This is a genomic window from Pseudomonas muyukensis (assembly GCF_019139535.1).
Lineage (GTDB): Bacteria > Pseudomonadota > Gammaproteobacteria > Pseudomonadales > Pseudomonadaceae > Aquipseudomonas > Aquipseudomonas muyukensis.
The window spans coordinates 3446493-3469278 of sequence record NZ_CP077073.1 but is presented as its reverse complement, the minus strand read 5'-3'; the positions used below and the strand labels follow the sequence as shown (position 1 = coordinate 3469278).

General features: G+C 64.9%; 20 protein-coding genes and 2 pseudogenes. 12 read left to right on the top strand and 10 right to left on the bottom strand.

Going from position 1 to position 22786, the window contains the following annotated elements; translation table 11 throughout:
* Position 1: 1 nt before the first annotated feature.
* A complete protein-coding gene (locus KSS95_RS15525) occupies positions 2–1489 on the bottom strand; it encodes an aldehyde dehydrogenase family protein (RefSeq protein WP_217847959.1) in 1488 nt (495 codons plus the stop codon).
* Positions 1490–1772: 283 nt separating this feature from the next.
* On the opposite strand from KSS95_RS15525, the gene KSS95_RS15520 reads away from it, so the two are divergent.
* From KSS95_RS15520 to feaR, 5 genes and pseudogenes are all read left to right on the top strand, one after another.
* The gene (locus KSS95_RS15520) at positions 1773–2942 is read left to right on the top strand and encodes a p-hydroxyphenylacetate 3-hydroxylase oxygenase component (RefSeq protein ID WP_217847958.1); all 1170 of its coding nucleotides are present in this window, start codon (positions 1773–1775) and stop codon (positions 2940–2942) included.
* 68 nt (positions 2943–3010) lie between these two features.
* Positions 3011–3502: pseudogene (locus KSS95_RS15515) on the top strand (flavin reductase family protein); the annotation flags it as partial.
* A 257-nt stretch (positions 3503–3759) separates the two neighbouring features.
* Entirely contained in the window at positions 3760–5259 is a 1500-nt protein-coding gene (locus tag KSS95_RS15510) for an APC family permease (protein WP_217847957.1), read from the top strand.
* Positions 5240–5794 (top strand): DUF3156 family protein, encoded by a 555-nt coding sequence (locus KSS95_RS15505; protein WP_217847956.1) that lies wholly within the window; start codon positions 5240–5242, stop codon positions 5792–5794. Before KSS95_RS15510 ends, KSS95_RS15505 begins: the two co-directional genes overlap by 20 nt.
* 219 nt (positions 5795–6013) lie before the next feature.
* Positions 6014–6979, top strand: a complete 966-nt coding sequence (gene feaR, locus KSS95_RS15500) for a transcriptional regulator FeaR (RefSeq protein WP_217853997.1) — start codon at positions 6014–6016, stop codon at positions 6977–6979.
* A 113-nt stretch (positions 6980–7092) separates the two neighbouring features.
* Here feaR and KSS95_RS15495 read toward each other — a convergent pair whose 3' ends face one another.
* The 3 genes from KSS95_RS15495 to KSS95_RS15485 all read right to left on the bottom strand — a co-directional run bounded on the left by KSS95_RS15495 (position 7093) and on the right by KSS95_RS15485 (position 9834).
* Positions 7093–7458 (bottom strand): cupin domain-containing protein, encoded by a 366-nt coding sequence (locus KSS95_RS15495; protein ID WP_217847955.1) that lies wholly within the window; start codon positions 7456–7458, stop codon positions 7093–7095.
* Between the two features lie 28 nt (positions 7459–7486).
* Positions 7487–8785: an NAD(P)/FAD-dependent oxidoreductase gene (locus KSS95_RS15490; RefSeq protein ID WP_217847954.1), complete on the bottom strand. Its 1299-nt coding sequence runs from the start codon at positions 8783–8785 to the stop codon at positions 7487–7489.
* Positions 8786–9045: 260 nt separating this feature from the next.
* Complete coding sequence (locus KSS95_RS15485) at positions 9046–9834, bottom strand: formate/nitrite transporter family protein (protein WP_217847953.1); 789 nt, start codon at positions 9832–9834, stop codon at positions 9046–9048.
* Between the two features lie 329 nt (positions 9835–10163).
* On the opposite strand from KSS95_RS15485, the gene KSS95_RS15480 reads away from it, so the two are divergent.
* The 3 genes from KSS95_RS15480 (at position 10164) to KSS95_RS24595 (ending at position 12275) form a co-directional block, all read left to right on the top strand.
* A complete protein-coding gene (locus tag KSS95_RS15480; RefSeq protein ID WP_217847952.1) occupies positions 10164–11102 on the top strand; it encodes a Dyp-type peroxidase in 939 nt (312 codons plus the stop codon).
* Between the two features lie 86 nt (positions 11103–11188).
* Positions 11189–12019: a DNA-binding protein gene (locus KSS95_RS15475; RefSeq protein ID WP_217847951.1), complete on the top strand. Its 831-nt coding sequence runs from the start codon at positions 11189–11191 to the stop codon at positions 12017–12019.
* 73 nt (positions 12020–12092) lie between these two features.
* Entirely contained in the window at positions 12093–12275 is a 183-nt protein-coding gene (locus KSS95_RS24595; RefSeq protein ID WP_225935511.1) for a DUF6021 family protein, read from the top strand.
* A gap of 134 nt (positions 12276–12409) precedes the next feature.
* Here the strand turns inward: KSS95_RS24595 and KSS95_RS15470 are convergent, their stop codons facing one another.
* Both KSS95_RS15470 and KSS95_RS15465 read right to left on the bottom strand, forming a co-directional pair.
* Positions 12410–12679, bottom strand: a complete 270-nt coding sequence (locus tag KSS95_RS15470) for a hypothetical protein (RefSeq protein ID WP_217847950.1) — start codon at positions 12677–12679, stop codon at positions 12410–12412.
* A 25-nt stretch (positions 12680–12704) separates the two neighbouring features.
* Positions 12705–13205, bottom strand: coding sequence for a DUF4142 domain-containing protein (locus KSS95_RS15465; protein ID WP_217847949.1), 501 nt, complete (start codon positions 13203–13205; stop codon positions 12705–12707).
* Between the two features lie 161 nt (positions 13206–13366).
* Between KSS95_RS15465 and KSS95_RS15460 the strand changes: the two are divergent.
* Both KSS95_RS15460 and KSS95_RS15455 read left to right on the top strand, forming a co-directional pair.
* Positions 13367–13537, top strand: a pseudogene (locus KSS95_RS15460) (exodeoxyribonuclease III); the annotation flags it as partial.
* Between the two features lie 43 nt (positions 13538–13580).
* On the top strand, positions 13581–15152 hold the full coding sequence (locus KSS95_RS15455; protein ID WP_217847948.1) for a sensor domain-containing diguanylate cyclase: 1572 nt from the start codon (positions 13581–13583) through the stop codon (positions 15150–15152).
* Positions 15153–15295: 143 nt separating this feature from the next.
* Here the strand turns inward: KSS95_RS15455 and KSS95_RS15450 are convergent, their stop codons facing one another.
* The 3 genes from KSS95_RS15450 to aceE form a co-directional block, all read right to left on the bottom strand.
* On the bottom strand, positions 15296–16255 hold the full coding sequence (locus KSS95_RS15450) for a ribonuclease Z (RefSeq protein WP_217847947.1): 960 nt from the start codon (positions 16253–16255) through the stop codon (positions 15296–15298).
* Positions 16256–16391: 136 nt separating this feature from the next.
* Positions 16392–17549: a cationic peptide resistance protein CprA gene (gene cprA, locus KSS95_RS15445; protein ID WP_217847946.1), complete on the bottom strand. Its 1158-nt coding sequence runs from the start codon at positions 17547–17549 to the stop codon at positions 16392–16394.
* Between the two features lie 533 nt (positions 17550–18082).
* Positions 18083–20752: a pyruvate dehydrogenase (acetyl-transferring), homodimeric type gene (gene aceE / locus KSS95_RS15440; RefSeq protein WP_217847945.1), complete on the bottom strand. Its 2670-nt coding sequence runs from the start codon at positions 20750–20752 to the stop codon at positions 18083–18085.
* A gap of 121 nt (positions 20753–20873) precedes the next feature.
* Between aceE and KSS95_RS15435 the strand changes: the two genes are divergently transcribed.
* Positions 20874–21323 (top strand): MarR family winged helix-turn-helix transcriptional regulator, encoded by a 450-nt coding sequence (locus tag KSS95_RS15435; RefSeq protein ID WP_217847944.1) that lies wholly within the window; start codon positions 20874–20876, stop codon positions 21321–21323.
* Between the two features lie 69 nt (positions 21324–21392).
* Here KSS95_RS15435 and KSS95_RS15430 read toward each other — a convergent pair whose 3' ends face one another.
* The gene (locus KSS95_RS15430) at positions 21393–22223 is read right to left on the bottom strand and encodes an alpha/beta fold hydrolase (protein ID WP_217847943.1); all 831 of its coding nucleotides are present in this window, start codon (positions 22221–22223) and stop codon (positions 21393–21395) included.
* Positions 22224–22337: 114 nt separating this feature from the next.
* Between KSS95_RS15430 and KSS95_RS15425 the strand changes: the two genes are divergently transcribed.
* Positions 22338–22766, top strand: a complete 429-nt coding sequence (locus tag KSS95_RS15425) for a MerR family transcriptional regulator (protein WP_217847942.1) — start codon at positions 22338–22340, stop codon at positions 22764–22766.
* Positions 22767–22786: the final 20 nt, after the last annotated feature.

Below are 22786 nucleotides of genomic sequence, written 5' to 3'. Positions count from 1 at the left end.
GTCAGTAGCGCATCATCACCGACTTGAGCTCGGTGAAGTCGTCGATGAAGGCCGAGCCGAACTCGCGGCCGATGCCGGAGGCCTTGATGCCGCCGAAGGGAACCGCCGGATCGAGCAGGGTGTGCATGTTGACCCACAAGGTACCCGCCTGGATCTCGGGGATCAGGCGCATGGCCTTGGCCAGGTCGTTGGTCCACAGGCTCGCGCTCAGGCCATAGGGCGAGGCGTTGATCAGGTGCAGCAGCTCGTCCTCGTCATCGTAGGGCAGGAAGGTCGCCACCGGGCCGAAGGTTTCCTGGTTGAGCAGGGTGTCGCTGGCCTGGTTGGCAAGGATCACCGTGGGCTCGACGAAGCAGCCCGGGCCCTCGCCCAGGCGCCCACCGTGGACGATCCGGTTGCCTTCGGCGCGGGCGGTGGCGAACAGCTCGCCGAGTTTTTGCTGGTGCGGCTTGTTGGCCACCGGCCCGAACTGGGTGGTTTCGTCCAGCGGCGAGCCGATCTTCAGTTGCCCCAGGCGCTGGCCCAGTCCGTCGAGCAAGGGCTCGAGCCGCGAGCGCTGGACATAGAAACGCTCGCCCGCGGCGCAGATCTGCCCGCTGTGCAGGAAGCCGGCCTCGATAATGCCGTCCACCGCCTTGTCCAGGCCCACGTCAGGGAGGAAGGCCACGGCATTCTTGCCGCCCAGCTCCAGGGTCGCGCGGGTCAGCTTGGCGCCCATGGCCGCCTGGCCGACGGCGATGCCGGTGGGCACGGAACCGGTGAACGAGACCTTGTCGGTGCCGGGGTGTTCGACCAACGCCTTGCCAACGTGACCGGCACCGGTCACCACGTTGAGCGCGCCGGCCGGCAACCCGGCCTCGCTGCCCAGCTCGGCGATGCGCAGCAGGGTCAACGGGGTGAACTCGCTGGGCTTGAGCACGATGCTGCAGCCGGTGGTCAGCGCCGAGGCCAGTTTCCACAAGGCGATCATGGTGGCGAAGTTCCACGGCACGATACCGGCCACCACGCCCACCGGTTCGCGCAGGGTGAAGGCGCTGTAGCGCTCGCCGGCGAAGGAGGGCAGCGACGGGGTGATGGTCTGGCCGGTGATCTTGGTCGCCCAGCCGGCGTAGTAGCGCAGGAAGTGCGCCGCCTGCTCGACCTCGAAGGCCCGGGCGATGCCGATCAGCTTGCCCGATTGCAGGGTCTCGAGCTGGGCCAGTTCCTCGCGGTGGGCTTCGAGCAGGTCGGCCAGGCGCAACAATACGGCGGCGCGGGCGGCGGGGCTGGTGCGCGACCAGGCGGCAAAGCCTTGGCGCGCGGAATCGACGGCGCGGTCGACGTCGGCCTGGTTGGCGTCGGCGATCTGGGCGATGACCTGGCCGTTGGCCGGATTGTGCACGGCGAGGCGGCCACTGGCTTGGCTGGCGACGTGCCGGCCATGGATGTACAGGCCGTGGTCGCGGGCCAGGAAGGCGTTGACGGTGGGTAGGAGGGGGATGTCGCTCATGCTATGGCTCCGGGCAATGGATGCTGTCCCTGTGGCAGTTGGCCTGCGAAGGGCCGCGCAGCGGCCCAGGTCGCAGCCAGATTACGGGGCTGGCGGCGTCGGCTGCTTGTCTGCCCATGCCAGCCCCATGACCCAGCCTGCCAGCCCTTGGGAAAGTGCAATGCGAGCTGCGGAAGTTGCATTTTCCAGGCCCCGACCGCCTCTCATACTGATCCGGCATTCATTCGCGGGCAGCCTGTTTCAGGCCCATCCCCGCCACGGTCCAATAACAATGAGCCAGACCATGAAAAAGCCAAACGCCCTGCTCGAAGACCTCAAGCCCCTGCTGCCAGCCATCGCCGCCCGTGCCGACCAGGCCGAGCGTGCGCGCAGCGTGCCCGCCGAGAACATCGCCCTGCTCAAGGGCATCGGCCTGCATCGGGCCTTGCAGCCGCGCCACTATGGTGGCCTGGAGATCAGCCTGGCGCAGTTCGCCGAATGCATCGCCGCGCTGGCCGGCGCCTGCGCCAGCACCGCCTGGGCCATGAGCCTGCTGTGCACCCACAGCCACCAGCTGGCGATGTTCCCGGCACGTTTGCAGGATGAAATCTGGGGGCGCGACCCAGACGCCACCGCCAGCAGCAGCATCGCCCCGTTCGGCCGTACCGAAGAGGTCGACGGCGGTGTGCGGTTCAGTGGCGAGATGGGCTGGAGCAGTGGCTGCGACCATGCCGAGTGGGCGATCATGGGGTTTCGCCGGGCCAATGGTGATGGCGGCCAGGACTATTGCTTCGCCGTGCTGCCGCGCAGCGACTACCAGATCCGTGACGACTGGTACGCGGCGGGCCTGCGCGCCAGTGGCAGCCGCACGCTGATCGTCGATCGCGCTTTCGTGCCCGAACACCGCATCCAGCGGGCCAGGGACATGATGGAAGGCACCTCGGCAGGCTTTGGCCTGTACCCGGACAGCGCAATCTACTTCAACCCCTACCGGCCCTATTTCGCCAGCGGGTTCTCCACCGTCAGCCTGGGTATCGCCGAGCGCATGCTCGAAGCCTTCAAGGACAAGACCCGCCACCGCGTGCGCGCCTACACCGGAGCTGCGGTGGGCGCCGCCACCCCAGCGCTGATGCGCCTGGCCGAGTCGACCCACCAGGTGGCCGCGGCGCGGGCGCTGCTGGAAAAGAGCTGGGAGCAGATCGCCGACTACAGTGCCCGGCACCAGTACCCGACCCGCACCGAGCTGGCGTTCTGGCGCACCAACCAGGGCTATGCGGTAAAGCTGTGCATCCAGGCGGTGGACCGGCTGATGGAGGCGGCCGGCGGCGGCGCCTGGTTCGACAGCAACGAAATGCAGCGGCTGTTTCGCGATGCGCACATGACCGGGGCCCATGCCTACACCGACTACGACGTCTGCGCGCAGATCCTCGGCCGCGAGTTGATGGGCCTGGAGCCGGATCCTGCGATGACCTGAGCCGCGACCGCTGAGCGTGGCCGGGACAACCGCCCCGGCCCAGACCGACAACCAGCATGGAGCCTTGCATGGCCACTCCTTTCGATAGCCGCGCCTTCCGCCGCGCCCTGGGCAACTTCGCCACCGGGGTTACCGTGATCACTGCCAGCGACGCCGCGGGGCGCAAGGTGGGCGTCACGGCCAACAGTTTCAACTCGGTGTCCCTCGATCCGCCGCTGGTGCTCTGGAGCATCGACAAGCGCTCGCGCAGCCATGCGGTGTTCGAGGCCGCCGGGCATTTCGCCGTCAACGTCCTGGCCGTCGACCAGGTCGAGCTGTCCAACACCTTCGCCCGGCCCGGCGACGACCGCTTCGCCGGAATCGAGCACGAGAGCGGCGAGGGGGGCGCACCGTTGCTGCCGGGGTGCTCGGCACGGTTTCGCTGCGAGAAGTTCCAGCAGATCGATGGCGGTGACCACTGGATCCTCATCGGCCGGGTGCTGGCCTTCGATGACCTGGGGCGCTCGCCGCTGCTCTACCACCAGGGGGGGTATTCGAGGGTCTTGCCCCATGGGCGGATGGAGGGTTGAGTGTAGGGGGCTTGGCGGGGGAGTGGTGGCGCCTATGAGATCGAGCGCCGCCCGCGCGGCGCTCGATCTGACAGGCGCCGCAAGACGTGCTCCCAGCCCCTGGCAGCACCGGTCAAGGCCGGCGGCAGGCAATGGCAAGACCCGCCAGCTACGAGGCCGCAAAGTGACCAGGTCGACCCGACACGCGCCAGCACTTGCGGCGCGCGGGCCAAGCAGTCATCTTTCCCTCGTCCATCCAGGGCCCAGCCATGACAATCAACAATAAGCTCACCGAGCACCTCAACCGCGGCAGCGTCGGTTTTCCTACCGCGCTGGCCAGCACTGTCGGCCTGATCATGGCCAGCCCCGTGATCCTCACCGCGACCATGGGCTTCGGCATCGGCGGCAGCGCCTTCGCCGTGGCCATGGTGATCGCCGCGGTGATGATGCTGGCCCAGTCGACCACCTTTGCCGAGGCGGCGGCGATCCTGCCGACCACCGGTTCGGTGTACGACTACATCAACTGCGGCCTGGGCCGTTTCTTCGCCATCACCGGCACGCTGTCGGCGTACCTGATCGTGCATGTGTTCGCCGGCACCGCCGAGACCATCCTGTCCGGGGTAATGGCCTTGGTGAACTTCGAGCACCTCAACACCCTGGCCGAGTCGGCCGGCGGCTCCTGGTTGCTGGGGGTCGGCTTCGTGCTGGTGTTCGGCGTGCTCAACGCCTTTGGCGTCAGCGCCTTCGGTCGCGCCGAAGTGGTGCTGACCTTCGGCATGTGGACCACGCTGATGGTGTTCGGCGTGCTCGGCCTGCTTGCCGCGCCGGCGGTGGAACTGGATGGGCCGTTCGGTGTGTCGCTGGTCGGCACCGACCTGATGACCATCCTCTCGCTGGTGGGCATGGCCATGTTCATGTTCGTCGGCTGCGAGTTCGTCACCCCGCTGGCCCCGGAGCTCAAGCGCTCGGCCTGGGTGATGCCCAAGGCCATGGCCCTGGGCCTGTTCGGCGTGGCCAGCTGCATGTTCATCTACGGCGCGGCGATGAAGCGCCAGGTGGAAAACGTGGTGCTCGACGCCGCCAGCGGCGTGCACCTGCTGGACACGCCCATGGCCATTCCACGCTTCGCCGAGCAGGTGATGGGCGATATCGGCCCGGTATGGCTGGGCATCGGTTTGTTGTTCGCCGGTGCCGCCACCATCAACACGCTGATGGCCGGCGTGCCGCGGATTCTCTACGGCATGGCGGTGGATGGCGCGCTGCCCAAGGTGTTCAGCTACCTGCATCCACGCTTCAAGACGCCGCTGCTGTGCATCCTGGTGGTGGCGCTGGTTCCGTGCCTGCACGCCTGGTACCTGGGCGGCAACACCGACAACATCCTGCACCTGGTGCTGGCGGCGGTGTGCGCCTGGAGCACCGCATACCTGCTGGTGACCCTGTCGGTGGTGCTGCTGCGCATCCGCCGCCCGGACCTGCCGCGTGCCTACCGCTCGCCGCTGTTCCCATTGCCGCAGATCGTCTCCAGCATCGGTATCTTGCTGGGCATGTGGTTCATCACGCCACCGGGCATGAACCCTGCCGAAGTCTATATCCCCTTTGCCGTGATGCTCGGTGCCACGGCGGCCTATGCGCTGTTCTGGACCCTGTGCGTGCAGAAGGTCAATCCGTTCAAGCCGGCGCGGGTCGAAGAGGTGCTGGAGGAGGCATTCGCCGCCGAACCCGGCCAGGCCATCAGCGAGCAGGTGCAGCATGTCGGCAAGCTGGCTTGAGCGCCTGACCGCGCCGCGCGCCCCGGCCGGGTACCGGCCAGGGGCGACCTTGCAGCGGCTGGCGCGCAACCTCGGGGTTGCGGATCTCAGCCGTTTTTCCTACCGCGAGGATGGTCCACGTATCGAGGTGCGCGAACGCACCGAGAGCCACCTGCTGATGCACCTGGTGATGTGCGAGTTCATCCTGCGCGTGCCTGCCCACAACCAGGGGACTCTGCGCGTCGAGTTACAGCATACCGGCGTACTTCGCCGCAGCGGCCTGGCGTGCCGCCTGCGGGGCGGCGACCCGGTATTGTTCGAGGCGCTCAAGGCGCGCCTCGGCAAGGTTGACGCCATGCTGATGCCGCTGGACTTCAAGCGCCTGGTCATCGACTGCGACGAGGGTGAGTGGCGGGTGACCCTGGAGCACATGGGCGCCAGCGAGGTGGTCAACCGCATGCCCGCCTTGCGTCGTTACATTCCCCTCGACACCGAACAGCGTCGCCTGCTGTGGCGGGCGTTCGACGTGTTGGCAGATACCCTGCAAGCCCTTTGAAGCCAATGCGGCCCTTTGTGGGGGAGGCGTCGGATCGGTCGGGAAGGGCCGCATGGCGGCCCCTGCGATCTCGCTGGGTGCTGAAATCCGCAGCCCATTCGCGACACAAGGCCGCTCCTACAAAGGGGGCGTGTTCCTGGGAGAGGTTGTACCTTTATAGATAACATGTTAACAATTACTCCATAACAACAATCGTTGCGTGTGGAGGTCGCCATGCCCATGCCCCAGCCCGCTTCACCGCACAGCGCACACCTGGTCGTCGACGGCCTGGAGCGCTGGACCAGCGCCATGCAGCAGGTCTGCGGTCGCTTCCAGACCGAGCTTGCGTTCAACCGCTCACTGTTCATCGGTGAAATTTGCACCTTCAATCGCGCCGGCCTGGCCTTGGCCAACCTGCGTACCAACGCCGGCAATATTCGCCGCATGGGCGACAAGGCCGACTGCGACGACGACCAGCACTGCTTTTTGGTCAGCCAGCGCATGGGCTATTCGCGGATCACCCAGGATGGCATCAGCATCCAGCTGGCGCCCGGTGAGCTGCTGCTGATGGATTCGGTAGGGCCGTGCGAGATCACCCCGTTCGGCCTGATCGAGCACGTCTCGCTGTCGTTGTCCCGTGAACAGGTGCGCAAGCACCTGAGCGGACCCGGGGCAACCTTCGGCAAGATCTCCTCGACCAATGCCTGCGGGCGCATGCTGCACGTGTTGATGGACCAGCTGTGCCGTGAGGGCGACGCGAGCGGTGATGCCCAGGGCGAAGCCTTGCAGTCGGCGTTCATCGCCTTGCTGGCGCCGGGCTTCGAGCGCAGCGGGGATGATCCCGGGGCGCTGTCGGGGCTCGCTGGGACGAACCTGCGCGGCTATGTGCAGAAGGTCATAGACGAGTCGCTGGGCCAGCCGGGGCTGACCCCGGCCAACCTGGCCGAGCGCCTGAGCATCTCGGTACGCCACCTGTACCGGTTGTTCGAGGAGGAGGGGGACAGTGTCTGCCGGTATATCCAGCGTTCACGGCTCAAGCGTAGCGCCGACGACCTGGCCAACCCGTTTCTCAAGCGCGAGTCGATCACCTCGATTGCCTATAAGTGGGGGTTCACCGATTCGGCGCATTTCAGCCGGGCGTTCAAGAAGCAGTTCGAGCAGTCGCCGAAGGATTATCGGGCCATGGCGTTGATGGTGGGGCGGTGAGGGGGCAAGGCGTTCGAGGGGGTGCGCCGATAGCCTTGCAGCGCCTATCAGACCGAGCGCCGCGCGGGCGGCGCTCGATCTGATAGGCGCTGCAGGGGTTGTGGCGAACGCTATCAGGCGACAGCGAGGTAATGCTTGACGAAGGTCTCGCTCAACACCTCCCACAGCACCGCCGTACCCTTGGTCACGAACCAGGCATCGCCGGCCTTGTAGCGGGTGACCTGGCCGGTGGCTTCATCGGTCAGCTGGATCTCGCCGGTGACGATCACCGCCTGCTCGCTGAACGGATAGACCATGCGGAACTTGCCCTGGGTGGTGCCGAAATAGGCGCTGCTGACCGGGTCGCTCGGTGCGCCGTGGGTCATCTTGCCGTAGCACTTGACCTCGCCTTCGAGGATGGTCGAGCCAAGGTCGGCAACGGTGCCCCAGGCGTCGAGTTCGGACAGTTGCACACCCTGGCGGACGGCGGTAAGGGTCATGATGGATCTCCTGGTCGGATGAAAGGGCTCAACGGCGGCCGTTGAAGAAGCCCGACAACTGATGCACGGTCTTGCCGGCGGTCAGCAGCAGTGGGCGGATATGGTCCTTGCCGAGGATGCGGGCGTGCTTGACCGAGCTGATCAGGTCGTAGCGGCTGGAGCCTTCGCTCATGCCCTCGGCGAGAATCTTGCAAATGATGTGGCTGGGGGTGACGCCGAAGCCCGAATAGCCCTGCACGTAGAAGGCGTTGGGGCGATTGCTCAGGGTGCCGATCTGCGGGAACAGGTTGGCACTGGTGGCCATCGGTCCGCCCCAGGCCAGGTCGATGCGCACGTCCTTCAGATAAGGGAAGATCTTCAGCATCAGGTTGCGGTTCCAGGCCTTCAGGTCCTTGGGGATGTGCTCGACGAAGGGCGTGGCGGCGCCGAACAGCAGGCGGTTCTCGCGGGTCACCCGGTAATAGTCGATGACCGGGCGGATATCGCTGTAGGCACCGCGGATCGGGCTGATGCGCTGGATCAGCTCATCGCTCAGCGGTTCGCTCATCAGCTGGAAGGCATAGGTGTTGACGGTACGCGCGTGCAGCTCGGGTTCGAGCTTGTTGAGGAAACTGTCGCAGGCCCACAGCAGCTTGCTGGCCTTGACCGAGCCGCGTCCGGTGCGCACGGTGATGCGCTCGCCGTAGTGCACTTGCAGGGCCGGGCTGTGTTCGAAGATTCGCGCGCCATGGCCGACCAGGGCCTGGGCCTCGCCAAGCAGCAGGTTCAGCGAATGCACATGGCCGCCGCCCATGTGCAGCAGGGCGCTGCTGTAGGCCTCGGAGCCGATGATCTGCTTGACCTCCGAGCCGCCGAGAAAGCGGATCTCATCCTTGCCGTTGATGGCCTTGAAGTCCTTTTCCCAGGCGCGCAGGGTCTTGGCCTGGCGGGCATTGAAGCCCATGTAGCCGTAGCCGTGGCAGAAGTCGGCGTCGATGGCGTAGCGGGCGATGCGGTCCTTGATGATGCCGGCGCCCAGCTCGCTGATCTCGAAAATTTCGCGCAGGCCTTGGTCGCCGACGCTGCTCTTGATCTTCTCCAGGTCGTGGCCGATGCCGGCCATGATCTGCCCGCCGTTGCGCCCGGTGCCACCGAAACCCAGGTAGCGGGCTTCGAGCACGACGACGTTGGTGATGCCTTTTTCGGCCAACTCCAGGGCGGTGTTGATGCCCGAGAAGCCGCCACCGATCACCACCACATCGGCGTCGATATCGCTTTCCAGGGTCGGGAAGCTCAAGTTGTATTTCTTGGTCGCGGTGTAATAGGTAGGCGTTTCGATGTTGATCATGGCGCAGCCTGGACAGTTGGAATTATTGGAAAGCAGGGCTTGCACAAGCGCTGGCTGTGACCGGCATTGAGCACCTAACGATCGGTAGGTGTCTTGCCTGGGGCTGCCAGGGTTTTGATCGAGGGTGCCAGCCATTGATGAGCTGGTGACGGCGGGAATGCGGCAGATGCCAGAACCTCGAACAAGGTTCCGGCATCATGCGCCTCATGAAGATGTTAAGTAAATTGCGGCTCGGCGCAATTCACCTGAACAGGAGGGGGTTATTGCAGGGCTTGCTGTTCTTGCCCCGACGCACCATAGGAAACGTAATAGGCCAGGCCGACGAAGATCGCCCCGCCCACCGCGTTGCCCAGGAACACCGCCAGCAGGTTGTGGCCGAATTGGGCCCAGTCCAGGTAGCCGGCGAAGATCGCCGCCGGGATCAGGAACATGTTGGCCACCACGTGCTGGAAGCCGATGGCGACGAAGGCCATGATCGGGAACCAGATGCCGAGGATCTTGCCGCTCATTTCGCGGCTGGCATAGGACAGCCAGACCGCCAGGCACACCAGCCAGTTGCAGCCGATGCCCGAGACGAAGGCATGGACGAAGTCGGCGCCGGCCTTGCTGGTTGCCGCGGCCAGGGTCTTGCCCAGGTAGGGGCCTTCGGTAAGGCCGAGCAGGTGGCCGAAGCACCAGGCCACGAACAGTGCGCCCGCCAGGTTGGCGAGGGTCACCAGCAGCCAGTTGCGCGCCACCGCGCCAAGGCCGATACGCCGGGCGAACATCGCCAGTGGCAGGCTCATCATGTTGCCGGTGAGCAGTTCACCCCCGGCCAGGATCACCAGGATCAAACCGATGGGGAACACCGCGGCGCCCAACAGGTTGCCGAATGAGGCCCATTGCGCAGGGATCATGGTGCTGACATGGATCGCCAGGAGGAACCCCAGCGAAATGAACGCGCCAGCAAGAAAGCCCAGGATCAACGTGGCGCGGGTGGGCAGATGGGCTTTCTTCACACCGGCTGCGATGACGAGCTCGGTGATCTGGGACGGGGCAATGACGGACATTTGGCAACTCGAACGCAAGGAAAGCGGCGATGGCACGAGGCTCGCCACAATAGTGGGTTGAACAACAGGGCGCAGGGACGTACAGCGGGGAGTGATTCAAGGACCGGGCAACGGCTATCTCTGTAGCAACTTCGAACAGGACGGCACGTTAGCTGAGGCAATTTGACGCAGTCAAATCGATAGCGTGGATGAGTTGATAGATATTATCGATCACGCATTAGCGTGATATCCAACTGTGCTATACCACAGCGGTTGTCATGGTATTCAACTCGTTGAATGCAGCGCAAGAATCCGAAGTTTCTCCACCTTTTTCTCGAGGTATGAATGCCATGGATGTCCACGACATCGAATCCCAGGCCGTCGACAGTGCCGTGACCCGCAGCGCAATCTTCCTGGTGGCCACACTCAACCCCGGCGAATCGGCCCGGGAACAGGTGCGAGCCTTGTGCGGCGACCTGGGCGGGTTGGTCCGCTCGGTGGGCAAGCGGGTGCCGACGGGCAATCTGTCGTGCGTGATCGGCTTTGCCGCGGCGGCCTGGCAGGCGCTGTTCGGTGCGCCGCAGCCCGCTTCGCTGCACGCTTTTCGCGAATTCGGCAGCGGCCAGCGCAAGGCGCTGGCGACGCCGGGGGATATTCTTTTGCATATTCGTGCCGAGCACATGGACCTGTGTTTCGAACTGGCCGCACTGGTGCTCAAGCGCCTCGGCGCGGCGGTGACCGTGGTCGATGAAGTGCAGGGCTTTCGTTACTTCGACATGCGCAGCATCATCGGTTTCGTCGATGGCACCGAAAACCCCGGGCCACGGGAAGTGGCCAAGTTCACCCTGGTGGGCGAAGAAGATCGCAACTTCACCGGTGGCAGTTACGTGCTGGTGCAAAAGTACCTGCATGACATGGCCGGGTGGGAGGCATTATCCACCCACGAGCAAGAACATATCATCGGCCGGACCAAACTTTCCGATATCGAACTGGATGCTGCGACCAAGCCAAGTTGCTCCCATAGTTCGCTGACGACCCTGGAGGAGGGTGGCCAGGAAATCAAGATACTGCGCGACAACATGCCCTTCGGCCGCCCCGGCGCGGGGGAGTTCGGCACCTATTTCATCGGTTATGCCCGATCGCCAGCGCCCATCGAGCAGATGCTGGAAAACATGTTCGTCGGCAAGCCTGCGGGCAACTATGACCGCTTGCTGGACTACAGCCGGGCGGTGACCGGTGGGTTGTTCTTCGTGCCGACAGTGGATTTTCTCGAGGGGCTCGAGGGCTGAGGTGTATTGAATTGTGCGGGCCTTAGGTTCATCATTCGTCACGTATTACATGTTACATACCACGGTATGCTAAAGCGGAGTGACGAATGGCCAGGGCCGGGATAGATAGAGGCGTAGTGGAGCGGGCACGCGATGCGCTACTGGCCCGTGGCGTACACCCCAGTATCGATGCGGTACGTATCGAGCTGGGCAATACCGGTTCGAAGACCACCATCCATCGCTACCTGCGCGAACTCGGCCAGCAGCCCAAGCTTGGGCTTGAAGGCACGGCCTGCCTGAGCCAGCCGCTGGCCAAGCTGGTCGAACAACTGGCCAGCCAACTGCAGGCAGAAGGGCAGGCGCGGGTCGAGGCTGGCGAAGCGGCGCTCAAGCAACGAGGCGAGCAGTTGCAGGCGCAGTTGGCATTGGCCCAGCGTGCCCTTGCCACCGCCCACCAGCACAACGAGGCCCAGGCGCGGCAACTGGCAACGGCCCAGGAGCGGTTGCAGGCCGAGCAGTTGCGCAGCGCCAGCCTCAAGCAAGCGCTGGGCGAGGTGCAACTGCGCCTGGCCGACAAGGACGGGCAGGTCCACTCCCTGGAAGCCAAGCACCGTGATGCCCGCGAAGCGCTCGAGCTGTACCGCGCCCAGCGCGACCAGGAACAGCGCCGCATCGATACCCAGGTGCGGCAGTTGCAAGGGCAGTTGCAGACCTTGCAGCAGGGCGCGCTGGCCCATCAGCAGGAGTCGACCCAGCTCAATCGCGCCAACGAGCGACTGCTCGCCGAGCAGCGCCAGGCCCTGGCGCAACAGGGCGTGCTGGCCCAGCAGCTGGAACAGCGCGATGCCCAGGTACAGGGGCTGCGCGCCATGCTTGCCCAGGCCCAGGGCGCGAGCGAGGAAATGCGCCGGCGACTGGCCGCTTGCGAGCAACGCTGATACCGCCCGGCATATCGATCAAACTTTTGGGGGCCGGTGTTTTCTTTGAAGGACATCCTTCGGAGCACTTACCATGAGCGAACAGCGCAACCCTCCATGCCCGCCCCTTCAGCCTGGTCAAGGGCCACACTCCACAGAACAGGCCACGGAGCAAACCGACCTTGGCTTCGATCCGGATTCGCCCGATCTGGAGGATCCGCAGATAGATCCTCAAGGCCCAGCCAAGCCGCCCAGAGACAGTGAAAAAGATCGTTGATCCAGGGCGCCCGCTTTCAAGTATCTGCGAGGTGGGAGCGGGCTGACCCTGCTGGGCCAGCCGACGCCCACCCATCACTCGGCCTATTCAAACGGTCGGTGCATGCCATGCAGCCACGGCCGGCGTGTCCACCTTCAGCTTGCGCCGAGCGATCCGCCGTCCACGCGCCTGGCGGCTTCGACCCCGGCAGCCGAGAGCTTGATCGGGTAGGCGACACTCAGTACATGCTCACCTTCGATGCTCACGCTGCCATCCTGGATCAGGCCTTCTCCTTGCAGTGTCTGGAGCATGCCCGCCACGGCTTTTTCGCCTCGATAGTTGTCCAGCAGTTCCTTGCCCAACCCTTGCGGGTGTGCATGCAGCAGGCGGGTCAGTACTTCTGTACGCAGGGGATCGTTGCTCATAAATCCTCCAGTAGCAGGCCAGCCATCACTTTCCGTGCTTGGCCTGAAGTGCCTTGGCATGTTTCAGGTGCTCTTCGAGCTTGGGCAGTGTTTCGCTGGCAAAGGCCTTGAGCTCGGGCTTGTCGGACGTGCTGGCCTCTTTCTTGAACAGTTCCACGGCCTTTTCATGGGCTTGGACCTGGTTGTTGACGTAGGAGCGGTCGAACGATTCGTCGCGCCACTCGAGGATCATCTTCTTGACCTTGTCGGTCAGCGCGGCTTCGTCAGGCACGCTGATGTCCAGCTGGCGGGCGATGTCGCCAAGCTTCTGGTTGGCCTGGGTATGGTCGCTGACCATCTGTTGGGCAAACGTCTTGATCTCGGCGTCCTTGCTCTTGTCCAGGGCCAGCTTGCCGGTTACCACCTCGGCGATCCCGGACTCGATGGCGGTATCGACAAAGTCGTTGGAAGAGGCCGCCATGGCTTGCATCGACACCGCGCCGAGTACCAGGGAAAGCCCGACCCGCTTGAGAAAAAGATTGCTCATCTGTGACTCCTTATCCGTTGGCGCGACCTCAGTGTCGCGTACGGTTGAGCATGGGGCGCGGGCAAAGGTTTAATTTTTTCGCTTGATTTGAACGATGCCCGCCACGACAGGCTCACACCGTCAAAGATGGCCGAGGCCCATGAGTGTCGAACGCAACATTGCGCCACTCGAAGCCGCGCAATGCCGGGCTGCGGATCGATCATCTTTTGCTCAACCCAGCGCTAGCGCCCTACCTCAAGGACGCAGGTGTCGATGCCTGGGTGCGCAACGAGGCGCACGCCAGCGATCACGCGCCGGCGTGGATTGCCATGGGCACGCCCAAGCGCCGCTGAACTATAGTCATTTGCGGCAAACGCTCGATGACAAGGGACTTCAATGCGCACAGCCAGGAAACAGACCGACGACGGTGTCTTCCCGGTGACGGGGGAGGGCCGCGCGGTGTCGTTGTTCCGCCTGATCCTGAGTTTCATGGCGGTGGTGATGCTCGCCTTCGTGCTGGTCGAGGGCTGGCGGATCTGGCGCGACTATCGCCAGGTCTTCATCAATGCCGAGAACGCCGTGAGCAACTTGTCTCGCGCCACGGCTCAGCACGCCGAGGATTCCATTCGCCAGGTCGACGCGATCACCGCCGCGTTGTCCGAACGCCTGGAGGGTGACGGTTTCGCCCATATCGACCGCCCACGCCTGCACGCGCTGCTCAAGCAGCAGGCGCAGATCATGCCGCAGTTGCATGGCTTGTTCGTGTATGGCGCCGACGGCAGCTGGATCGTCACCGACAAGGACGCGGTGCCGGCCAATGCCAACAATGCCGACCGCGACTACTTCATCTACCACCGCACCCATGCCGACCGCCAGGTACGCATCGGCTCGGTGGTGCGCAGCCGCTCCACCGGCGACTTGATCATCCCCATCTCGCGGCGCCTGGACCACCCGGACGGCAGCTTCGCCGGGGTACTGCTGGGCACCATCAAGGTCGACTGGTTCGTGCGCTACTACGGCGATTTCAAGATCGACGAGCGGGGCGCCCTGGTGCTGGCCAAGCGCGACGGCACCATCCTCGTGCGCCGACCGTTCGTCGAACAGGTGATTGGCCGCAATCTGTCGGCCAGCGACATCTTCCGCAAGTACCTGCCTTACGCCAGCGAGGGGGTGGTCGAAGCGGTGGCGGTGGTCGACGGCACGCCGCGGCTGTATGGCTTCCGGGCTTTGTCGAGCTATCCATTGGTGGTGGAGGCAGGCCTGTCGCGCGAATCGATCATCGCCCCGTGGCGGCACGACATGTTCAAGTCGGTGCTGGTATTGGCGCTGCTGTTGATCGGGTTGTCCGGCTTCGGCTGGATCGTCCTGCGCCAGTTGCGCGAGCGGATCGTCATCGAGCGCGCGCTGCACCAGGCGCACCAGACCCTCAAGGCCCTGGCGCTGACCGACAGCCTGACCGGCCTGGGCAACCGTCGGCGCCTGGATGCGGTGCTCGAGCCAGAAATCCGCCGGGCGCGCCGCCAGGGCCATGCCCTGGCGCTGGTAATGCTCGACCTGGACTACTTCAAGGCTTACAACGACCGCTACGGGCACCCCGCCGGTGATCAGTGCCTGCGGCGTTTCGCCGAGGTGTTGCGCCAGGCGCTGAAGCGCCCAGGGGACCTGGCGGTGCGTTATGGTGGCGAGGAGTTCACCTTGCTGTTGCCCAATACCGATGCCCAGGGGGCGACCCAGATCGTCCAGGAGATCCTGGCGCTGCTGCGCCGCCAGGGCATGGCGCACGCTGGCAGCCCGCTGGGGCTGGTGTCGGCCAGCGCCGGGATTGCGGTGGGGGCACCGACGGTGGAGGAGGTGACCCCGGAGAACCTGATGGCGGCGGCGGACGCGGCGTTATATCAGGCCAAGCGCCAGGGGCGGGATCGTTATTGCCTGGCGGCGGGAGTGGAGGTGGGGATGCAGCGCCATTGAGATGGGAAAGCGTTCGCCACAGCAGATGTTGCGCCTGGGAGGAGTTCGCCATTACAGATGCGGCGCCTATCAGATCGAGCGCCGCCCACGCGGCGCTCGGTTTCATAGGCGCTGCATCGCTAACGGCGAACCCCTTCACCCCCTCACTCCACCTCCACCAACACCCCGTCCCGCCCCAACCGATACCGCCGCAGATCCCGCGCCAGGGTCAGGTGCCCGCGGTAACACGCGCGCGCCTCCTCGCGCACCTCCTCGATCGAACTGCCGCGCCCGCCCTTGTCCTGGTAGCGGGCGCTGAAATGCGTGAGCACCAGGTTCCTGACCCCGGCCGCCTCGGCAAAGCGCGCCACCGCGGCGGCCGTGCTATGGCCGAAACTGCCCTGGGCGCGCTCGATCACCGGTTGGGTGAAGGTCGCTTCGTGCACCAGCACATCGACATCCCGCGCCCACTCGGCCAACAGCTGCGGCTGGTCGTTGTCGCCGCAAACGATAAAGCGTTGCACCGGGCGCGTGGCCAGCAGGTACTGGCGCGGATCGAGCGTGCGCCCCTGATGCTCGACGGCCTGGCCGTGGGCCAGTTGCCCCCATAGCGGCCCCGGCGCAATGCCTTCGGCACGCAGCCGGGCGGTGTCCAGCCGGGGTTCGGGGTCGCTCTCCTCGAACACAAAGCCCCAGGACGGCACGCGGTGCGACAGCGCCAAGGCGCTGATCTGCACATTGTCGAATGCCATCCCGGTGAAGGTCTCCAGGTCGGTGAACTGCAGCTCGAATGCCAGGTAGCTTGCGCTGACCGCCAGGCTCTGGCGGACCCACGCCTGCAACGCCGCGGGCATCACCAGCAACAAGGGCTCCTTGCGCCCGGACATGCCGGCACTGGCCAGCAAGCCTGGCAAGCCGAAGCAATGGTCACCGTGCACATGGGTGATGAAGATGGCGCGTAGCTCGCGCAGCGAAAGCGGGCTGTGCAGCAACTGGTGCTGGGTGCCCTCGCCGCAGTCGACCAGGTACCAGCGGCTGCCGCTGGCCTCGATGACCGCGGTGGCACTGACGTTGCGGGCCTTGGTGGGCACCCCGGAGGAGGTGCCTAGAAACTGCAGGTCCATTGCCTGACTCCTTGAACGAACCACGTACCGCCCCGTGAACCGGAGCGTGCGGAGGCTAGCACGCTGGTCTGGGGCTGTCATCGCACCCACAGCCTGCCGGCAAGACCAGCCCCTGTAGGCGCCGGCAACCCCAGGCTTACTTGAAATCCGCCTGCATCTGCGTGGCGATGCTCACCCCGCTGGAGGACTTCACGCAGACATCCAGGTAGTCGGTGAAGCGCGGCGGCACCGCGATGCCTTCTTCGAGCAGGCGGCTGTTGTCGAACAGGTAGTTGAGGTCGGCGAAGCCGCTGTACAGGCGCAGCGCACGCAGCACCAGGCGTGGGTTGGCCGGGCCGATGCGGGTTGCGAAGCTGCTGGCCAGGGACTTGAGGTCGTCCGGCTCGACCTTGCGGTAGCGCTCGCCTACCGGTTGGGCGCCGTTGGCCAGGGCAAAGGCCTCGTCGATCTCGGCGAAGGTGCAGGCCGAGCCATGGCCGGCGGAGATGTGGTACAGGTCATGGCCCAGCGCCGGCTTGAGCGTCAGCCCGATCAGCGCCTCGGCGCAGTAGTCCACCGGGATCACGTCGATTTGCTCGTCCAGGCCGCAGGTGAAGCTTTCCAGGGCAAAGCCCATGCGAAATACCCAGAAGATGCTGCCCGAGGCTTGGCAGCCCAGGCTGCGGTGGCCGACCACGATGGAGGGGCGCGCCACCACCAGCGGCAGGGTGGGCAGCGCTTGGCGCATGCGCTGCTCGATCTCGGCCTTGGACGCGGTGTAGTCCACCAGTTGCTGCTCGGCCTCGGGGAATTCCCAGGATTCGCTGATCGGCGATTCGCGCTGTGGGCCACAGCACATGGCGGTACCGACATGCAGGAAGCGCTTGAGGCGTGGCGAGCGGCTGAGCACCTGGGCAAAGGCGAAGGTACCTTCGACGTTGACCGGCCAGATGGTCGGGTTCTTCGAGAACGAGGCCACCGCGGCGCAGTTGATTACCCGGTCGACTTGCATCAGGCGCGGGGTTTCGCGAGCCAGCCAGGCGGTGTCGAGGAAGTCGCCGAGGATGATCTGCTGCTCGCTCAGGGCCCTGCTCTGGGCTGCGCTGACACCGTGTTGGCGCAGGTTGTCGCGCAGGCGTTGCAGGCCTTGCTCAGGCGTTTGCGCGCGGACCAGGAAGAGCAGGCCCGGGCCATGGCCACTGGCGATCAGTTGGGCGGCCACCGAGCCCCCGAGAAAGCCGGTGGCGCCCGTCAGCAGAATGCATTCGTGCGGTGGGATGAAGGTGATGGTCGCACTAATGGCGGGGGCGTTCATAAGTTTCCTCGGCAATGAGTTGCCTGCTTTACATCACTTGGGGTGATGTAAAAGTTGTGTGAAAAGTTTGGCCTCAACTAAGCATTTAACTGAGGTCGAGGGGCGTAGCCCCTGGTAACAGGCGTCTGCGCCTGGGCGGGCACAGCAAGGCAAGTGCCGACCAAGGCTGGCCGGCGACTGATTGTCGGCGGGGGAAACAATTAATTCAATTAACAGATCAGACAGTTTGAGGGGGTTTTAGTGAAAGAATTTTAATGCATGTTGAGAGGGTGTAAGTGTCTAGGGGGAATGTGTAAATAAGTTTAAAGTTTGCAGATCTGTCGTTAGGCTCTGTACGAAAAGCCTTGATACTCGTTCATGCTGCGTTGAAAACCGCCTCGCCATGCTCATGTACGCCAGTACACTGCGCTTGCTCGGCTGCTTTCGCCTTGCCTGACCTTCGTCTCAAGACTGTTCATACAGAGCCTAGCGTTGAACTTGCCGGGGCTGCAATACAGCCCCAGCAAGCTTGACGGGAAACGGCCATCGCCTATTCAGACGCGGGCCGGGTCGGCCTTGTCCACCGCTATCTGCAAGCGCTCCAGCGCCTGCGCCACGACCTCGCGCGGCAACGCGCCATCGTCGGCCAGGGCCTTGAGCGCTGCCAGCACGATGAACTGCCGGTCCACCTCGAAATGCCGGCGCAGCGCCTCGCGGGTATCGGACTGGCCAAAACCATCGGTGCCCAAGGGGACGAAGCGACGCGCACCGACCCAGGGGCGAATCTGCTCGGCGTGGATCTTCATGTAGTCGGTGGCGACGACCAGCGGCCCTGCATGGGCCTGCAGCAACTGCGTGACGAACGGCAGCTTGGGCGTGTCCAGCGGGTGCAGCAGGTTCCAGCGCTCCACCTGCTGGGCCTCGCGGCGCACTTCGGTGAGGCTGGTGGCGCTCCAGAGCTCGCTGCTGACCTCGTAGTCGTTGGCCAGTATCTCGGCGGCGGCGATCACTTCGGGCAGGATCGCGCCGCTGCCAGCGAGCTGGACATGCCGACCTGGACGCACCTTGTGCTCGATGGGCAGGCGATACAAGCCCTTGAGAATGTTCGCCTCGGCACCGACGGGTAGGTCGGGGTGCGGGTAGTTTTCGTTGAGCAGGGTGATGTAGTAGTACACATCCTCCTGTTCCTGGTACATGCGCCGCAGGCCGTCCTGCACGATCACCGCCAGCTCGTAGGCGTAGGTCGGGTCGTAGGAGATGCAGCACGGCACGGTGGCCGACATGACATGGCTGTGGCCATCGTCATGCTGCAAGCCTTCGCCCATCAAGGTGGTGCGCCCGGAAGTGGCGCCCAGCAGGAAGCCCCGGGCACGGGCATCGCCGGCCGCCCACAGCAGGTCGCCGACCCGCTGGAAGCCGAACATCGAGTAGAAGATATAGAACGGCACGGTCATCACGCCATGGTTGGCATAGGCGGTGCTGGCGGCGATCCACGACGAGGTGGCGCCTGATTCGTTGAGGCCTTCCTGGAGGATCTGGCCGTCGACGCTCTCCTTGTAGTACGACAGCGTGCCGGCGTCCTGGGGCGTGTACAGCTGGCCGACGGCGGAATGGATGCCGATCTGGCGGAACAGGCCTTCCATGCCGAAGGTGCGCGATTCATCCGGCACGATGGGCACCACCAGGCGGCCGATCTCGGGGTCTTTGAGCAGGGTGCTGAGGATGCGCACGAAGGCCATGGTGGTGGAGATGGTCCGCTCGCCGGTGCCCTTGAGCTGCGCCTCGAGCGCGGCCAGCGGCGGCACCTTGAGCGCCGCCACCTGGGCATGGCGCGCCGGCACCTGGCCGCCCAGCGCGGCGCGCCGCGCCCGCAGGTACTCGGCTTCGCGGCTGTCCGGTGCCGGGCGCAGGTAGGGCAGCTCGCCCAGTTGCGTGTCGTCCAGCGCCAGGCCGAAGCGGTCGCTGAAGGCCTTGACCGCATCGGCGCCGATCTTCTTCAACTGGTGGTTGATGTTCTGCGCCTCGCCGGCCTCGCCCAGGCCGAAGCCCTTGACGGTCTTGGCCAGGATCACCGTGGGCCGGCCGGTGGTGCGCATGGCCGCGGCGTAGGCGTTGTACACCTTGACCGGGTCATGGCCGCCACGGGCCAGTTTCCAGATCTGCTCGTCGGACAGGTCGCTGACCAGGGCCAGCAACTCGGGGTACTTGCCGAAGAAATGCTCGCGCACATAGGCGCCATTCTGCGATTTGTAGGTCTGGTACTCGCCGTCGACGCATTCCATCATCCGTTGCTGCAGCAGGCCGCTGTGGTCCTTGGCCAGCAGCGCATCCCAGCCGCTGCCCCAGACCACCTTGATCACGTTCCAGCCGGCGGCGCGGTACAGGCCTTCGAACTCCTGGATCACCTTGCCGTTGCCGCGCACCGGGCCGTCGAGGCGTTGCAGGTTGCAGTTGACCACGAAGATCAGGTTGTCCAGCCGCTCGCGACCGGCCAGGGAGATCGCCGCCAGCGACTCGGGCTGGTCCATCTCGCCATCGCCGAGGAAGGCCCACACCTTGCGCCCCTGGTGCGCCTTGAGCTGGCGGTTCTCCAGGTAGCGCATGAAGCGCGCCTGATAGGCGGCGGTGATTGGGCCCAGGCCCATGGACACCGTGGGGAACTGCCAGAAGTCGGGCATCAGCCGTGGGTGCGGGTACGACGACAGGCCGTCGCGGTCGGTCTCGCGGCGGAAGTTGTCCAGCTGGGCCTCGCTCAAGCGCCCTTCGGTGTAGGCGCGGCCATAGATCCCCGGCGCGGAATGCCCCTGGATGTACACCAGGTCGCCGGCAAAGCTGTCGCTGCGACCGCGGAAAAAGTGCTCGAAGCCCACGTCATACAGCACCGCTGCCGAGGCATAGGTGGCGATATGCCCGCCAACCCCGGAATGCCGGCCGGCGCGCAGCACCATGGTCAGGGCGTTCCAGCGAATATAGGCATTGAGCCGCTGCTCGATGGCCAGGTCGCCAGGGTAGGGCAGTTCGCGCTCGGGCGGGATGCTGTTGACATAGGGCGTGGTGACCCGGCCATGGAAGTCGCCATGGCGCGACACATCGAATTCGAGCAGGCGGTCGATCAGGTAGTGCGCCCGGGGGCGCCCCTCGGCTTCCACCACCGAGGCGAGGGAGTCGAGCCACTCGCGGGTTTCCTGGGGGTCTTCATCACGCAGGGCATGTTGCGGGGTCATGGTAACGCTCCTTGTTGCAGGGGCCGGGCATCTCCGGCAGCGGATGTCGTTGCAGTTGCAATTGAATCTAACGCTGACGACGGTATCATTGCAACTGCAACGAAAAGCCCTTGGAGAGATCATGACCACCCCCGCGCCAGACCTCTGGTACAGCTTCATCCGTGCCCACCGCTGCCTGATCCGCGAGATCGAACGGCGCCTGGCCGAGCAGAAACTGCCGTCCTATGCCTGGTACGACACCTTGTGGGGGATCGAGAGCGGCCAGGATGGCGCGCGGCGCATGCACGAGCTGGCCGACGCCATGGCGATCGAGCGCTACAACTTGACACGCCTGGTCGATCGGCTGGAAAAGGAAGGCCTGGTCACCCGGGAAAAGGCGCTGGACGACGGCCGCGGCGCGATCGCCCGGATCACCCCCAGTGGCCGGGCGCTGCGCAAGCAGATGTGGCAGGTGTACGAGCAATCGGTGGCCGAGCTGTTCCTGGTCGAGTTCGACGAACAGCAGCGCGGGGTGTTCGCCCGGGCGCTGGAGCAGGCCAGCCGCAACGCCCGAACCTCAGGTAAAAACTGACAGCCAGGCGCCGCGCAGGATGGCCCCGGCGGCGCCGGCGCCTACAGCGGTTGCGAGCCTACTCCTGTATCAACTACGGAAGAACGCCAGCAAGTCGGCATTGATCACCTCGGCATGGGTGGTCGGCATGCCATGGGGGAAACCGGCGTAGGTCTTCAGCGTGCCCTGGGGCAGCAGTTTGGCCGACAGCGGCCCCGAGTTCTGGTAAGGCACGATCTGGTCGTCGTCGCCGTGCATCACCAGCACCGGTATGTTCACCTGCTTGAGCGCTTCGCTGAAGTCGGTCTGGGAGAAGGCGACGATACCGTCGTAATGCGCCTGGGCGCAGCCCATCATGCCCTGGCGCCACCAGTTGAGGATCACGCCCTGGTCGGCCTTGGCGCCGGGGCGGTTGTAGCCGTAGAACGGCCCCGCCGGGATGTCGTGGTAGAACTGCGCGCGGTTGGCCTTGAGCTGCGCCTGCAGGTCATCGAACACGCTTTTGGGCAAACCGCCGGGGTTGCTGGCGGTCTTGACCATCAGCGGCGGCACCGCGGCGATGATCGCCGCCTTGGGCACCGGGTCCTCGGGGTGGCGGGCCAGGTAGTGTATTACCTCGCCGCCGCCGGTGGAGTGGCCCACATGGATCGCGCCACGCACGCCCAGGTGCTGGACCACGGCGGCGACGTCATCGGCGTAGTGGTCCATGTCATGGCCATCCCAGACCTGGCTGGAACGCCCGTGGCCGCGGCGGTCGTGGGCGACCACCCGGTAACCCTGGGCGACGAAGTAGAGCATCTGCGCGTCCCAGTCGTCGGCGCTCAAGGGCCAGCCATGGTGGAAAAAGATCACCTGGGCATCGCGTGGGCCCCAGTCTTTGTAGAACAGGTCGATGCCTTCGCTCGTCGTGACGTATCCCATTTCGCGTCTCCTGTTATCGAGGGGTGCTGCTCATGAGGGTGGGCCATCGCTTGGCCGCCGGGTAACTCTAGGATTAAAGTGCACTTCAAGGTCAATCGCATTGCAAGGTGACGCATGAGAATAGGTGAACTGGCCAAGGTCACAGGCCTTGCCCCGTCGCGGATTCGGTTTTACGAGGCCAGCGGGCTGATCCAGCCGGTGCAGCGCAAGGCCAATGGTTATCGTGCCTACGATGCCGACACGGTGTGGGTACTGGAGATGATCACCAACGCCCAGGCCGCTGGGTTCTCGTTGGATGAAATCCGCCACTTGCTGCCAGCCAGGGCCAAGGGCTGGCAGCACGATGAACTGCTTGGCGGGCTCAAGCGCAAGGTCGAGGAGATCGAGCGGTTGCAGGAGCGCCTGGCGCGCAACAAGGCGCAGTTGCTGCTGGTGATCGAAGGCATCGAGAGCAAGCCCGAAGGGATGGCCTGCGTGGACAATTCGCAGCGGGTGCTGGAGCGCCTGCGTGAAGAGATCGCCCAGGACAAGGCAGGGCGTTGAGCCAGGGGCCCAACGCGGCC